Source organism: Neobacillus niacini (genome assembly GCF_000759675.1).
GTDB lineage: Bacteria > Bacillota > Bacilli > Bacillales > Cytobacillaceae > Neobacillus > Neobacillus niacini_A.
In genome coordinates, this window is record NZ_BAWM01000021.1 from 175745 (window position 1) to 191760 (window position 16016).

At 38.0% G+C, this 16016-nt stretch carries 10 protein-coding genes and 1 pseudogene; 7 read left to right on the forward strand and 4 right to left on the reverse strand.

Annotation, left to right across the window (positions count from 1 at the left end):
* Positions 1 to 6 precede the first annotated feature (6 nt).
* Complete coding sequence (gene dapA / locus TR08_RS13560) at positions 7 to 870, reverse strand: 4-hydroxy-tetrahydrodipicolinate synthase (protein WP_045518900.1); 864 nt, start codon at positions 868 to 870, stop codon at positions 7 to 9.
* Positions 871 to 1605: 735 nt separating this feature from the next.
* Here dapA and TR08_RS13565 point away from each other — a divergent pair.
* Both TR08_RS13565 and TR08_RS13570 read left to right on the forward strand, forming a co-directional pair.
* Positions 1606 to 2148, forward strand: a complete 543-nt coding sequence (locus TR08_RS13565) for a helix-turn-helix domain-containing protein (RefSeq protein WP_045518902.1) — start codon at positions 1606 to 1608, stop codon at positions 2146 to 2148.
* 704 nt (positions 2149 to 2852) lie between these two features.
* Entirely contained in the window at positions 2853 to 4151 is a 1299-nt protein-coding gene (locus TR08_RS13570; protein WP_045518904.1) for an SH3 domain-containing protein, read from the forward strand.
* 812 nt (positions 4152 to 4963) lie between these two features.
* Here TR08_RS13570 and TR08_RS13575 read toward each other — a convergent pair.
* Complete coding sequence (locus TR08_RS13575) at positions 4964 to 6211, reverse strand: helix-turn-helix domain-containing protein (RefSeq protein WP_045518906.1); 1248 nt, start codon at positions 6209 to 6211, stop codon at positions 4964 to 4966.
* Positions 6212 to 6644: 433 nt separating this feature from the next.
* On the reverse strand, positions 6645 to 8321 hold the full coding sequence (locus tag TR08_RS13580) for a M4 family metallopeptidase (RefSeq protein WP_370576310.1): 1677 nt from the start codon (positions 8319 to 8321) through the stop codon (positions 6645 to 6647).
* Positions 8322 to 8587: 266 nt separating this feature from the next.
* Here TR08_RS13580 and TR08_RS13585 point away from each other — a divergent pair, with 266 nt between their 5' ends.
* The 3 genes from TR08_RS13585 to TR08_RS13595 all read left to right on the forward strand — a co-directional run bounded on the left by TR08_RS13585 (position 8588) and on the right by TR08_RS13595 (position 10479).
* Complete coding sequence (locus TR08_RS13585; protein WP_052427458.1) at positions 8588 to 9202, forward strand: DUF4047 domain-containing protein; 615 nt, start codon at positions 8588 to 8590, stop codon at positions 9200 to 9202.
* A 39-nt stretch (positions 9203 to 9241) separates the two neighbouring features.
* On the forward strand, positions 9242 to 9784 hold the full coding sequence (gene sipW, locus TR08_RS13590; protein WP_045519068.1) for a signal peptidase I SipW: 543 nt from the start codon (positions 9242 to 9244) through the stop codon (positions 9782 to 9784).
* A gap of 83 nt (positions 9785 to 9867) precedes the next feature.
* A complete protein-coding gene (locus tag TR08_RS13595) occupies positions 9868 to 10479 on the forward strand; it encodes a TasA family protein (RefSeq protein ID WP_045518907.1) in 612 nt (203 codons plus the stop codon).
* A gap of 516 nt (positions 10480 to 10995) precedes the next feature.
* Here TR08_RS13595 and TR08_RS13600 read toward each other — a convergent pair.
* The gene (locus TR08_RS13600) at positions 10996 to 11919 is read right to left on the reverse strand and encodes an LCP family glycopolymer transferase (RefSeq protein ID WP_045518909.1); all 924 of its coding nucleotides are present in this window, start codon (positions 11917 to 11919) and stop codon (positions 10996 to 10998) included.
* A 1051-nt stretch (positions 11920 to 12970) separates the two neighbouring features.
* Here TR08_RS13600 and TR08_RS13605 point away from each other — a divergent pair.
* Complete coding sequence (locus TR08_RS13605) at positions 12971 to 15283, forward strand: beta-N-acetylglucosaminidase domain-containing protein (RefSeq protein ID WP_052427459.1); 2313 nt, start codon at positions 12971 to 12973, stop codon at positions 15281 to 15283.
* Between the two features lie 421 nt (positions 15284 to 15704).
* A pseudogene (locus tag TR08_RS33930) lies at positions 15705 to 15992 on the forward strand (transposase); the annotation flags it as partial.
* Positions 15993 to 16016: the final 24 nt, after the last annotated feature.

Genomic DNA, 16016 nt, shown 5'->3' on the forward strand with positions numbered 1-16016 from the left:
AGATCATTATTTAAAGAAAGCCAAGAATTCTGCTTTTTCTTCTTCTGATAAATCAGATAAAGGTAGGCGTACCGTACCGACGTTGATTTCGCCTTTCAGGCAGCCTAGTTTGGCTTTTTGGTTGTAGTTACCGGACTCCATTGAAAAAATTGCAGGGTAGATATCGCGCATGATTTGTCGAGCTTTGTCCCAGTCACGAGCTTCGGCAGCATTGAACATGGCGACTTGCTCTTCTGGAAACACATTACCTGCACCAGCAATCCAGCTTTTCGCACCCCAGAAGAAAAAGTCTACGGGTTGATCATCACAACCACAAATCACTTCAAAATTTTCAAATGGGGTTTGTAGTAAGCGTAAAGCGCGGCTAAAGTCACCACTGCTTTCTTTAATGGCAACAATATTCGGATTTTTCGCCAAGTTCACCACGGTGTCGTATTCAATTTCAATGCCAATGCGTGCAGGAAAGTTGTACATGATAATTGGTAAATCGGTTGCTGCCGCCACAGTTTCGTAATGGGCAATCACACCAGTTTGGTCAGGCAGGCTATAAGGAGTGGGTGCTAACATTAGGCCCTCATAGCCCAGAGCTTTGGCTTGTTTGGCACGGTTAACCGCCCCTTCGGTTGATAAATCATTGATACCGGCAATCAAAGTTACGCGGTCTTTGGCGACTTCTGCCACGGTTTTTAAAACGGTTTCACGTTCTTCTTCGTTTAAGGCGTAATATTCGCCGGTGGTGCCACACGCCACCAAACCAGTTACACCTTTATTGATAAAGGCTTTAGTCAATTGTTTTAAGGTTTCTACATCCAAGCTTTTATCGCTTTTAAAAGGGGTAACCAAAGGAACCAAAATGCCATGAAAATTCATCTTCATTCTCCTCAAATAATTAATTTTATTTTGTAATAGATTACTTGATAAAAAAGCCTATATTGAAGTAGCACTTCAATTATTTACGATACTAACACACTGTATCTTCTGTGTAAATAGAATTTTTAGAATATTCTTTAAAAAAATCCACCCTTTCCCGATTTGTAATTACTTATAATTTGGCTCTGTTAAACTTAGTTGTTGATTTCCGTTCCGGGCACTTCGCTTTCCGCGGGCGACCGCCGAGCCTCCTCGACACTGCGTGTCTGCGGGGTCTCGCCTGTCTCGCTTCTCCCGCAGGAGTCTTCGTGCCCTCCACTCCAATCAACAAGTGGTCAAAAAACAACATTATTCTTTAACAAAGCCTATAATTTAAGTGTCACTTCAGTTCAAAAATATAATGGGACTAAATTTTAATAGTTATTTAATTGTGGTTTTTGTGGTATTATTATCCATGTACGCTCTTTTTTATTAGGGGGTTGGACAGGATCACCAAACCTAATTTTAAGGAGTTTTATTCTATATTCTCAGGCCTAAAATTAATAAATTAACCATTAAAATAATTTGTTTTATTTGAAAAATATCTTGAAAAATGGGAATTAATTTAATGTAAAACTAATGAAATTATTATCTTTAATTTTGCTATTTCATAATGAAAGTTAATATAGCGTCTTAGTAAATAAATTTTCCCAGAATAGTAAGCTTGATTAATGTCAGTAAGGGGAGTGGGGAAAAGTGAACGATTTAATTGGAGTAAAAATAAAAAGTTTACGAAAAGAGCGAAAGTTAACATTAAAACAAATAGCAGACCAAACTAGTCTTTCAATCAGCTTTTTATCTCAAGTGGAACGTTCAAAATCATCGATAACACTTGAAACATTGAAAAAAATTTCTGAAGCACTTGGTGTCAATCCAAGCTACTTCTTTTCAGAATCCGATAAGAAATCAGCAACAAATGTTATGAGAAACGTAATTAAAACTAACACCCTACAAAGCCAATTTTTTTATAGGGATTTAGCGGGCAACATTGAAAATCCACTATTTAATCCTATATTAGTCATACTTAATCCAGGCGCTAAGAGAGAGGATTCTTATTCACATTCGGGGCAAGAATTTCTATACGTTCTAGAAGGGAAACTTACAATCCTTATTGAAAAAGAGGAACAAGATTTGAATCCCTTTGACTGTATATTCCTAGATTCAACAACCCCCCACAATTGGATTAATAAAACAGATTCGATTGTAAAATTCCTTTGCATTTCAAGTATTCCAGTATAAATTTCCAACGGGTTAAATAGTCATTATCCTACTAAACCTCACTTTGATGTGTTACGGCGAACCGTACCATAAATAGATGCAGTTTTTTTACATAAATTTCATTATGGCGCAATCCACTTTCACTACCCGAAATTTGTCGAAGATTGATAGGTTGTTAGATAGCTAAATAGTCGATCAACTGAGTAAAGATTAGAACTAAAGAAAAATATGCTTTATAGGGTAGTTGGATAAGGGAAGACTTTCTTCAAGCATTAAATGATATAGAACGTCAATGTTAGAGGCGACATAGTCATATGTCGTCTTTTTTTCATTGGCGTTCTTCTTTCCGTTTTTAGGAAAAGAGGTGATAATCATGAAACATTTCTTGAATTTCTGAAAGAGGTTTTGAAAGGAATTGTGCGTGAAGTAAGCGCTCGGATTTCATTAATCAATAAACGGCTCATTCGAATCTCATCTCTTTTTAAACTGGAAAATAGTGAAAGAAAACTTGGGCTGGTATCTTCGAATGGCTCACTGTGCTTTCACTTTCTATATAGGAAAAAGGACAGGGGAGAAAAAATTTTTTTGTAAACTATTTGCATAAAAGTTGAAATATTCATCATGAATATGGAAATGGAACCATATTAAACTAATTTCTACTTTTTTTGACAAAAAGGGACAAGAAATTTTATTAACCATCGAATCATGTATAGGAAATATTATGGATGACTTTCAACTTAGAAAGAATAGGAGACGGGGTTATTTTGACTACAGAGTTATTTTTAGATGGAGAATTAATGTTAAGCAGGAAAGAAACTCACGGAAAAAGCAAGCAGCCAAAGAATGTACCAGCGTTCACTTCTAGAATGGAAAAACGGGAATTTTATAAGAGCGTCAATCATTTTGATATCCGGAATGTCCTAGATGTTAAAGGATTCTTAAACGATATTCGTGCCAATTGGAATACATATGTAGCACAGGTGAGCCAATGGATTCAAAAAAATCCAGTAAAAAGATTGGTTGTGACGGGAATTTTTACTGTAGTTCTAGGTATTTCTTCCATCACTGCGAATGCCCAACCCTTGATTGAAGAATATACCTATCAGGTAAAAAGTGGTGAAAAAATTGAAAATATCGCTGCGAAACATGGAGTAACACCAGAAGAAATATTAGATGCCAATGGGCTGACTTCCATTGCTGGAAAGAAAATACTATTACCAAAAGTAGAAGATAGAATGGTTACCGCCACCATACTAAATATTCGATCCCAACCGACCGCTGAAAGTAGTATTATTGGAAAATATAAAAAAGGTGATGTAGTTAAGGTTGTATTCGAAGAAGACGGATGGGCTGGTATTTTGATTAAAGGAAGAGTTTGTTTTGTGAGTGTGGATTATCTTACACCAAAACAAGAGGATGAATCACTAACAAGCCCAACTACTAAAACCATGTATGTAACGGCAACATCGTTGAGAGTAAGACAAGCAGCTTCTACGAGTAGTGCTATCATTGGCTCTTTAAAAATAAACGATCGTGTGTCAATGATATCCACTTCTAATGGTTGGGCTAAGATTCATTTCAATGGCAAAATAGCATTTGTTAGTGAAACCTATTTAACGAATAACGAACCAAGCAAAAACATTAATGATACGTTGAATAACACAGGCACCTATGTGATTAAGAGCGGTGATACTTTTACAAAAATCAGTAAAACATTAGGGTTCTCTGTTTCACAGATTCAAAAACTAAATCCAGGAGTTGAACCAACAAAGATGAAAATTGGACAAACCATCAAAATTCCTTCGACTACTGCACCTACTGTCAATCAAATAATAATAACAGCTCAAATAGGCGGGGTAGATAATAACGGAACGTTTCGGTTTATCACGGCTGAAGGTACCACATATGCTGCAAAAGCAACGGGCAACATGATTGATGAATTATTTAAACATCAAGGAAAGAAAGCAACACTAACACTGGAAGGGAAAAGGGGTACAAAATTGTCTTTAGTATCCATTCAATAAAGGGTGCTAATTTGGTTAGAAGCTGACTTAAAATATTATGGAAAATAACACTCTTTTGACGAAGGCTTTTTAAAAGTTAAAAAAATCTTGAATGATTCAAAAATCGATTTGAAGAAAGCCTCTAAAAATAAATGTTGAAGATATAGTGCCCTTATCTATATGAAAAGGGCACTGATATGAAGGATTTCAGATTAAGTTAAGGATTTCATGAAAAAGAGCTGCTCTATATAGGACAGCTCTAGTGAAATATTACTAGTACTTGCTTAGGAGTTAGCAAGTTACATTAGTATTATCGACAAACTAGTAAAAATAGTTTAGCCCTTTTTGAAAAGAATTTTTTATCTAGCAAAAAGTTTTAAAACACTCAAAGTTCGTTTTTCAAAAGGGTTTGAGGCTATTTTAATCAAACGTTTGTTAAGGATAAAAGGATAGGGAAATTGGTAGAAAATTGTTTATCTATGGGGAATTTAATGATTGCCGGGAGGAGTTTGCTTGATCAGGTGGAAAATACGAATCACGATTCTCCAGATCGAGCCTGTATTAAAACTCTCCTTCCTGTGTTGAAACTGCTTCATAAATTTTCATCCATCAATTGTTTGGGCTTGCAGTATAAGATACAATGCGATTAATTCCGACAATGACAGGTTATGTAAATCTCACATCAATCTAATATTTATTATAATTACATATCTTTCCGGTTTTGGTATAGGAGTTTCTGCAATGTGGAACTAATCTCTAAATCTTGGACAAACTAATCTTGTTAATCTAGAAAAGGGATGTATTCAGTTTGAAAATATCCCTTCATTGTTCTGCTATTTTCCATGTATAAGGATTTTTGAAATTTGAACGACTTTCTCATGCTGTTTCATTTCTATATAATAATTATATAATTCTTTAGCAAACTTGTTTATAAAAGTCGTATGTTCATTGGACTGGAAATAGGGTAAAGCATCTTTCTCTATGAAGTTATAATACAGATCGAGTTTATTCTCTATACGATAGATAAGAAGCTTGAATAACAGTTGATAAAAGCGGTTTTTTAACTTTTTTGCCAAAAATATCCCTTCTTGAGCTTTTTTCAGCATCACTGTTTTTTGCAGTAGCTTTCCTTCTAAGCTACTTTCCAAACAATTATACAAGCGGTTAATATATATAACAGAAGAGTTATCCGCCAAATGAAGCGCATCTTTATAAAACCTATGTGCACCAGCATAATCTTTTCTTTTAAAATATTCATTTCCCAAATTGTTTAAAAGCATCCCTTTTTTTTCAGGAGCATGTAGTAATTCGCTGTGATAAATCAGATTCTGATAGGATTCCGCCAACTCTTCTAAATCAAGATACTTATCATTTCCAATCTGCAAAAGCATCATAGACTCCGCAGTGATTGCCATTATAGAGTTATTCGTTTCCCTGAAGTAGCGAAGCGCTTTCTCTGCATACGCATAGGCCATTATTTTGGAATCAATACAGTAATAAGCTAACGCCAAGTCATAAGTATATTCAAGATTCCCATATTCATCCTTGTTGATTTCCCGCAAGATTTTTATAGCCTTTTGATGGTTTTCATTTTTTGAGGTAATGCAATTGCATATATAATATATGCCCCATACATGCCTCAGCAGGTTTTTCTCATAAGGCGGGAGATTCGGGGAGTTTTGTTCCACATACTGTAAAATGGCATATGTCTTTTCAGAGTCTGCTTTCAGTATATAGTATCTTGCCTGCAGTAACTGGTAGAAGGCAGCATATTGGGAAAAATCAATGAAAGGGATTTTTTTCAGTTCATTGTAGGTTTCCTCTACATCCTTCAACTTTCTCATAATGATTGCCTTATGCCAGCGATGGAGTTGATTCTCAATATTCTCAAGGCGGTTGAGTTCCTTTTCTATATCTATGTGCAAACGTTCTGATAATAATGCGATAATCTCCGAAGAACAAGCTGTTTGCCCACGTTCAATTTTGCTAACGTAGGAGAGGGTGCAAATTCCTTTTCCTAATTGTTCCTGTGTAAGTCCAGCTTTTTGTCGGTAAAATTTGATGATTTCTCCCTCTAACATATAACTCGCTCCTTGTGCCCTTATGTAATTACGTTGATGCAACATTAAGATGTCTCTATTTTCTAAATAATATCACAATTACAAGGTAGAAGCTATGTGAATTCTCCCGTATATTGTATGCATGGAAAATTTGCTTAATATTTTATGAATAACAGTTCTTTCAATTTCAGAATCCTATTAAAACAAGAAGCTACCGTTATCTCTGCTAATATGGAATATGCAGGATTCTATACATTGCTACGATCGTGTGTTGCTTTGATTGTTAGGATAACCTAAAAACTGTGTTTGCAGAGGAAGATAGAAGAGAAAAGGTATGAAGGTCAAGAGTTGCATATAAAGCTATTTAGTTACTTGTAAAGGGTCAATAGTTTTGCAAATATGCAAAGCCATGAGTGAATAGGAATCCGTTCATGGCTTTCCATATGTAAGTTGTTTAGTTAACGCCTACAGAAGTGTATGCATCCATGACCGCCTTTGTTTCTGCTGATGGAACACCGTTTCTATCTGGATGTAAATCACGAGCAGCTTGAATAGCAGCTTCACGCATATCCTTGAATCCGGAAGTAGGTGTTAAGTATAGCGTTAAAGCACGGTAATAGATTTTTTCTGCCTTAGTTCTGCCGATTCCTTTGATCGTTATTCCGTTATTTGTGCCGCCTTGCGTAATTAAGTAAGCTGTTTTGTTATTAATACCGCTGTTAATGTGAACGCCGCCGTTGTCTAATGTACCTTGGTAACGATCTTGATAAGTATCCGGATAGTGCCCTGATGGCATATATTTTGTACTAACTCTCTTGGAAGCTGGATCAATAATAGAACGAAGTCCTCCGTCACCAGGAATATTAGGAGTAGTGATGTCTTCTCCCAGATCCCATTCAATTACTCCGGTAGTTTGCATTTGTGCGAAATTACCTAAGATGTCTGCCAAGGATTCATTGATGGCTCCAGATTCATTTTCGTATATTAAGTTAGCGGTATGTTCAATAACACCATGAGTCATTTCGTGGCCAGCTACATCTAGGCCGCCAGAAAGTGAACTGTATTGAATCCCATCACCATCTCCGTATAACATTTGTTTTCCATTCCAAGCGGCGTTATTCCATTTCACCCCAATGTGAACTGTATTGATTAATGGCATCCCATTATTATCTAAGCTGTTACGCTTATGAGTAGTTTGGTAGTATCTGTTCACTTTATCAGAGTTGAAATGTGCTGAAACAGCAGCAGGATTAGCAAAAAAGTTACTAGCACTGTTTGTTGTTACTTCCCATCCAGTAAATCCTAAAAGAGCTGAACCGAGAATGAAAGCAGTTTCGTCCATACGCTTTGCGTCAAAAGTGGCAATAGGTACAGCGTTATTGCTAGCAATGGAAGCACCATATAAATAGCTTGTTCCAGTTGCAAGATCTTTTCCAACAGGGAAAGATTGCATCTTGCCATGTACGTCTAATCCTCTTGCCGTTACTGGAGAAAGTGTTGTTGGATCAACCCCGTGAACAGTATTGAAGCTATTAATCACTTCTCCGCTTGTTGCATCTACAAAGTAATGGAAGTATCCTGGAGCCGGAATGGAAGTAGACGCTTTAACCAAATAAGTTAAATAGTACTCCCCTTCATGAGGATAGATGATCAATTCGGATTCAATCCCATCATAATTCTTTACAGCGCCAATTTGTGTTTCGACGCCCTCTTTAGCAATTGCGACTGCATCCTCTTCTGAAATTGATGCTTCAGTTGGAATGATCGAACGGGCCAATTTTTGCGTTACTTTACCGAAGGATGCAAATACATTATTGTTTGCATCCAATGCGACAGTTTGTCCAGAACCATAAATGGGAATCCCCTTGTATTGCTCGACTGTACGTACATGGTATGTACCTGTTGCACTATCTGTTTGCTCACTTACAATTTTGAATTGATCTCCTACAGCTCCGGATTTCAAAACGTTCTCTTCTACTTTTGATTGAAGAAACGCCTTCACAACATCTTGCTTGTTTACTTCTTCGGCATGTACAGTTGATACATTTGTACCAAATGTATCAACTGTTGGCAGTTGTCCACCAAACGCCACGGATAGTGCCAGTACAGTAGGAATTGCCGCTTTTTTAATCATGCTTTTCTGTTTTTTCTTTTTCAACACCCTCACTCCTTTGCGAAATGTAATATTGTACAATTAAAATTATTGTGAAAATTTAAAATAAAATCAATCATTTTCAATTTGAGATAAATTTCGCAAGTCTTTAAAGCATTTTTTGAATTTTCGAGTAAATCCAACAAAATTTTACACGGTTTTGCAATGGAAATATCTCAATTTAAATCTTCTGATAATTCTGTAATAATAAATGCAAATAGAATTGTTTTAAGAGGGGAGTAAAAATGAGGAGAACATTTCATAAAGCCATTCTGCTTCCTTGTTTATGCTGCATGTCTTTTTATGTAGGATCTCAAATAGTAGGAGAAACAGAAGCGTCATTTTCAAGTCAAATTTCACCTGAACCTTTAAGACTAGCCACAGCATTTGTTTTTCCAGGGACCATTAAACAGCTGGATAATCGCGCAGAGGAGATTACATATCAGATGTACGAACAATATGAAATGATCGTTGCAACTTCACCAGGTACATCATTACAAACATTGCGTGACAGGCTTGCTGAAATTACAGCTATCGAACAGAATTTACATCAACAGTTCAGCACTCTGCAGGATATGTATGACGAACTGTCCGAATATCACTATCAGCTTCAGGAACAACAAACAACGGGAATTCAGACATTTGGCTATGTACGTGAAGGGTTTCAGAAAGCAGATCGCATGTTGAAAGAAGTACGGGAAACGATTGATTTTCAAAAAATAGAAGCTATCCGTTCTTCAGTCGCATTGCAAATAAAGAAACTAGAAGGGAAAGAGAAAGTTTCTGAGGAACAGCTACATGCAAATCTACCTCAAGTGAACTCCGAACCCAAGGGGGAACAGCACCCAATCAAGGAGTAGCAACGCATTCAAATACGAATAAGAAGGTGACAGAACATGATGAAGAAAATAGTACGCATAGTGAGTAGTATGGCAGGAAGTATTTTCCTAGTTTTTGTATGTTTGTTAGCATTTGTTGTCCTCTCTTCCAGGATAGCTGGAGGAGAACCTACAATTTTAGGATACCAAGTAAAAGCAGTCTTATCAGGATCCATGGAACCGACATTTCAAACAGGTTCTATCATTTCTATCAAGTTAGCAAATAAACACTCTACCTATCAAAAAGGGGACGTTATCATGTTCCGTAAGGAAGAGAAGTTGATTACACATAGAATTATCGAGATCATACAAGAGAATGGAAAAGTTCTGTATAAAACAAAAGGGGATCATAACAACGCTCCAGATGTATGGATGGTTTCCACAGAAAATGTAATTGGGAAGTATACAGGTTTTACCATTCCATTTATGGGATACGCAATGGATTATACCAAATCCAAAGCGGGTGGGGCTCTTTTATTGGTTGTCCCAGGCATATTGCTAGTCATTTCAGCATTGCGTTCCATCATTGGCGCAAAAAAAGAACTGGAAGCAGTAAAAGCATGATGATGTTGGTTAGATCTCGTATGTATCCACATAAATACATACGAGTTTAATATATTTCTTACATAATAAAGGAGGGTTTTAAAATGGGATTTACACAGAAGATAACGAAAGGTGTTATGACTGCAGCATTGGGTATGTCATTAATTGGCGGAGGAACATTTGCATATTTTAGTGATGCAGTTGAAACGCAAAACACATTTGCGGCAGGTAATTTGGATTTAGGGATGAATCCTAATGCTGTTGTTAACATCAGCAATATCAAACCAGGCGATGAAATTTATCGTGAATTTACACTTGAAAACAACGGTACATTACAGATAGGTAAAGTATTATTAGATACGAAATATACTGTTGAAGATGCCAAATCAGATAATACGGATGATTTAGCAAAACATATTAAAGTTACAATTATGTACAACACAAGCAGTGCGACTAACACAGTTGTTGAAACAACGCTGTATGACCTACAAAATCAACAACCAGATGTAACTAAGATAGATGTTCTTGCTGGCGGACCAAAACCAGATGGCATTATTCCTGGGGATAAGGAAAAAATCTTTGTGTTATTTGAATTTATAGATAACGGAGAAGATCAAAACCAATTCCAAGGTGATAACCTGCAAGTGGATTGGACATTTAATGCACAGACAGAAGGTTCAACTTATCATGAAGATACAGATCCAAACAACAACTGATAAATGATTTATAAAGAAGTAGTTGATTCAAAAGTGGCTAAAATGGTGAAGTAATATCGGTGCCAGTGGTTAAGCCCCCAAAAAATAGACATCAATAAATTCGACATTTATTCTAATCAACCTATTTCGATAAACTTTTCGATTAAGCTTAGTTGGTCTCGGGTATAGCGTGGTCTCCTATCTCATAACCCATTTAGGTACTTGGTTGTTATTTGTAAAATACTCACTAATGACCTTAATAAGTTATTTTTTCTCTTCGATTTATCCCATAGAAGAAATAAACATTTTCTTATTTGGGGATACAACTAGCAAAGACCTTGGTGTATTTAACGTTGAATTAATAAAATGTAGGGAAGGTTTCAAATTATTAATTGAACCTAGGTAATTACAATATTTCCCTTCTTGGATACTTCAACTAGCAACAATAATTCAATAAGATAGATATAAGAAATGGCTTAAAAGAAGAAAAGTTTCTAAAAAAAATGCCGATTGAGTTTTATCAATCGGCTTTCCTTATCAATTCAATTCTAACTGTGTTCTTAACTCAGTTTGGATGCGCTGCTTTTCTTCTAGCGATACCAGCCCATAATATATTCCATCGATTTTTGTTCCTTGTGATTTTATTTCCATTTGTTGAATATTATTTCCAACACTCTTATAATTTTTTTGGATATCAATCATCTGTTCAAAAGTAAGATTTGTTTTTACATTGCTGCCAAGTGCTGAAAAAATATTTGAAAAGTTAGTAAGACTTGTTAAACTCGCTCCTTCTTTAATCACCGCTTGAATAATTTGACGCTGTCTAGTTTGACGGCCAAAGTCACCTCTCGGGTCTTCATATCTCATTCTGGAGAAAATTAATGCTTTTTCGCCATTTAACTTTAGTTCACCAATTGGGAATTTGAATTCACCAACAGAGAAATCTAAATCATTTTGGACGGTCACTCCCCCAACTGCATCGACAATATCTTCGAAACCCTCCATATTAATTTGTACGAAATAATCTATCGGAATATCAAGGAAATTTTCAACGGTATCCATCGCCATCGGAACTTCACCAAAGGCGTAGGCATGGTTAATTTTATCTTCAAATCCTTTTCCAATTATTTCAGTTCGTGTGTCCCGTGGTATGCTAAGCATTTTTACAGAATTGTTGTTTGGATTGATAGTCAACACGATTATTGTATCAGAACGGCCACGATCTCCTTTTCGTTCATCCACACCCAAAATTAAGACTGAAAATGGGTCTTTCTGTTCCAATACCACTGGTTCAGGACGTTTCTCGGATATTTCACGTTGAAGCGGTAAATGCATCGTTTCAACAGCATCGGTTAATGATCTATACACTGTATACCCATAGATTCCTCCAAATACGAGCAATAGTAACAATACTATTCCGGTTACTTTAAACCACTTGCGCTTCTTTTTTTCTGCTCGCATTAACAAATTCCTCCAAAAACTACAATTATTTCAAACTTACCTTATAGAATACTAGATAACTGGAAACTTGAATAGATGGAAATTTTGATATATTTAAAAAATTGTTTAGGTAAATGTCAAATTCTTTTAAGACCATTTCAATTTTGTGCGATTTTTCACTAAAAAAAGGTCGGTAGTTGTAAGCTCCACTGCACCACCTTTGAAATCCTGTCAAATCCATTTTTCATTGACAGGTAGATAATAGAGGTAAAAATAACAAAGTTAACATCCCTAAATCTATTTAATAATAAATGGGGCTTTATACCTACGAATTAAAGTATACAAAGTTCACCGAAATTTGACAATTTTTTTGACAAATATCATTCCCTGCAATCGACATGTTTTTCTATGCCTTTTGGATAGAAACACTTATTTGAAGGGGTGTTCAGCGTTTCTAATCAAACGTTTGATTGACATCCATAATTGTTGAAAACTAGCATTCTTTGTAAATGACGAATTTTTATCATAGATTCTGCCATTTCGTGAAAGATTTCCAACCCTTTTCTTCGACAATTATTTTCTTGAAATGCACATGGAGTTCGTTTTTCCAAAAGGGTTTGTCAGGTTTTTAATCAAACAATTGATTGGAATAGACGAAGGGGGAATTAGGTCGAAAAGTGGTATATCCGTGCCAGTCACTCCCCGCAAAGCCCCAGAAATCGCAAATAAAACCGGCCCCCCTCCGGCTGCCCCAACTATGAAAAATGTCTTGCATAAATTTTGAAAGGGCTTTCAAAAATAGGCTTTTAGACTCTGTGAACCTCTTGTTATATTGGGTATGATTCCCAGTGTAGGAACGAATATCTAATTCGCATGTTACTGACTCGATCAGGCAGGGCGGCACTTGGTAATGGGGATCTCCCCGTTGCTCAAGTGTTGTCCTGCTTTTTTTTGGTCGAGGCTATGGGAACGGCTCTGCTAGCATACTCCTAAAAACCCTGAGAGCCGGAGCACCTTGGAACCTGAAGTTCGTCCCTGATTGTTCAAAATGATAACAGAAGAGGTGGTTAAGTTGGCAAAAAGTAAAGCGTTAAAGGCCGTTGTTTCAGTTTGTTTGGTATCCGGGTTATTGGTTCCACTGGATATTCAAAAAATAGGGAAAGCAGAGGCAAGTAAAAGCTACGAAGTGACTGTGTCCCCCATCCCGAAATCGTTAGAACAAACAAACAATGGATTTCCCTTGAATCCAAAAGTGGCATTGGTTACGGAAGAAGGAACCGATCCTGCTGCGATTGATGAATTGAAGCAAGCCCTGGAGAAAGCAGGTGTAACCACAATTGTGGAAAGTGATATCAAAGACCCTAAGCTCCAGGCACCTGTCATCATTTGGCTGGGGGAGTTCTCGGAGCCTGAAGAGCTGAAAACCATTCAGCAGCACACCGGCCTTGAGGACTTGGAGATGACGAAAAAAGAGGGGTATATTGTCGCTTCCAAACACGGGACCGAGGATAAGAAACATATTGTCATCTCCGGACATGATGAGGCAGGTACCTATTACGGGACACAAACCTTTGGACAAATCATTGTCGAGCGGAATGGAACGGACTGGATTCCTGAGGTGGAAATTAAGGACTGGCCTACGATGCCGATCAGGGGCTCGATTGAAGGCTTTTATGGTGCGCCATGGTCCCATGAAGACCGCTTAAGTCAGTTAGAATTTTACGGCGAGCATAAGATGAACAGCTATATTTATGCTCCAAAGGATGACCCATACCACCGCGATAAATGGAAAGAGCCGTACCCGGCGGATAAATTAGCGGATCTTGCCGAACTCGTCCAGGCTGCTCACGATAACCATGTCGATTTTACCTTTGCGATTTCGCCGGGGAATACCATCACCTATTCCAGTGAGGCGGACTTGAAGGCTTTGATTGATAAGGCCCAAGCCATGTGGGATATCGGTGTAAGATCGTTTGCCTTATACCTCGATGATATTGACCCTAGCCTCCGTTCTCCTGAAGACAGGGCAATGTTTGGCCGCGATCCTAACCCGCCGGCAGCGGCACAGGCGTATCTATTAAATCGATTCAATGACGAATTTATTAAAAAACACGACGGGGCAGAGCGCTTGATCACGGTGCCGACCGATTATTATCAGGCGGGCACTACTCCTTACCGGAAACGCTTTGCTGAGCTGGTTCAGCCTGACATCGTTGTTCAATGGACAGGAATTGGTGTCGTTGCTCCTACGATTACCTCGGAGGATGCCGATAAAATCCATGGAATTTTCAAACACGATTTACTGATTTGGGATAACTATCCGGTGAATGATTTTGAGCGAAACCGGTTGTTCCTTGCGCCGCTGACCGGCCGGGATTCGGATTTAACGGTGGAACATGGCGTGATTGGCTTAACGGCCAACCCGATGAATGAGGCCGAGGCTTCGAAAATACCACTGTTTACTGTTGCCGATTATACGTGGAACCCTGAAGCCTATGACCCGGCTGACTCGATGAAGCGGAGCCTGAAGGAATTTGCCCCAGCAGCCTATGAACCTTTAAATCTCCTAGTGGAAGCCTCGTATGCTACGAGTCTCAATAACAACCAGGAGCCGATTACGGAAAGGTTAAAGCCACTGATCCAGCAATTTTGGACGGCAGAGGAAGCCAAGGACAGTCAGGCTGTTTCCGAGGCTGGCGAGGCCCTGCTAAAAGAATTCGGCAAGATGAAGCAGGCCCCTGCCCAGTTGCGGGATCAGGTGGATAATCCGAACTTCTTGAAAGAGACCGCTGGATATTTAAACAAGCTGGAGCTATTTGGCCAAGCGGGTGAAGCGGCAGTTAACATGATGCTGGCTCAACAGAGCGGGGATGCGGCTGAGGCTGCTGCAGAGCGATTGGTCCTGCAGCAATCGATGACAGCGATGGCCGAAATCCCGCAGAAGCTGAGTATCGGCGTGCTTCCGACCTTCCTGGAGCAGGTGCTTAACGGGAAAAATTTAGCGGAAGGAAAAAATGCCACCGCTTCTTCGAGTGAAGTCAGCTGGCTGACACCGAACCTGGCTGTAGACGGGAACAACAATACCAGATGGGCCTCCTTGTACAGCGATAATCAATGGATCAGTGTCGACCTGGGGCAGGTGTATTCCATTGATAAAGTGAAATTATACTGGGAAGCGGCCTATGGAAAACAATATAAAATTCAGGTATCAAAGGACGGCAGCCAGTGGACAGATGTTTACACAGAGCTAAACAGCAACGGAGGGACCGATGAAATTCAGTTCCCTGCCGTCGATGCCCGATATGTTAAAATGCAGGGCATCAAACGATCCAGCAGCTGGGGCTACTCATTGTACGAAATCAGCGTCTTTGAAACACAAAACTAAGATATAAGGCAATCAGGGGGGGCGGTTTAAGAACCGTCCCTGCTGGAAGCTATCCTGAGGAGGAGTAAACGGAATGTTTTTTTTCAAACATGGACAGCGGGTGTTAGTGGCCTGCGTTACGTTCGTGCTGTGTTTTCTGTCAGCATTTCCTTTTATTTTCAGATACGACAAAGGTTCTATATATTACACAATTTTAGACGAATTTCGATATGACAAGTTTTTTGCAAGAGTCTAGTTATTAAAATGAAATCTAATGGGATATATAGATTTCTTAATGGTTCAGATTACTTCTATTTTAACTATTCATCAATAACGTGTTGATAATTATGCGAAAAAGGTAACATAGTTGATTTGTTAAGTTGGAAAGAAATCAAAGAGAAAAGTCATATTTAACTGTTACTGACAATGTCGTTTTTGTGAAAATTCGCTTTCTACCAATACATGGTTTTTAAAAGGGAAACAAAAGGAAATTTCTGAAAAGGGAAATCTTTTTTTATTTAGAATCATAAATCCAGAGATTAGTGAGTTTTTTTGTACGGGAGCTTCTACCTATAATACTCAAAAGTTTCAACATTTTCTATCTTACGTTCTTCAAAATAGGGGCAAACATGAGGTCGTGATTTTAGATAATGCTCGGCACCATTATATGAAGGCGCTTAAATTATTTCTGGGAGAAAATATGTCTCGATTAAAACCGTTTTTTATCTGAATATTCACTAAATCTGAATCTAAT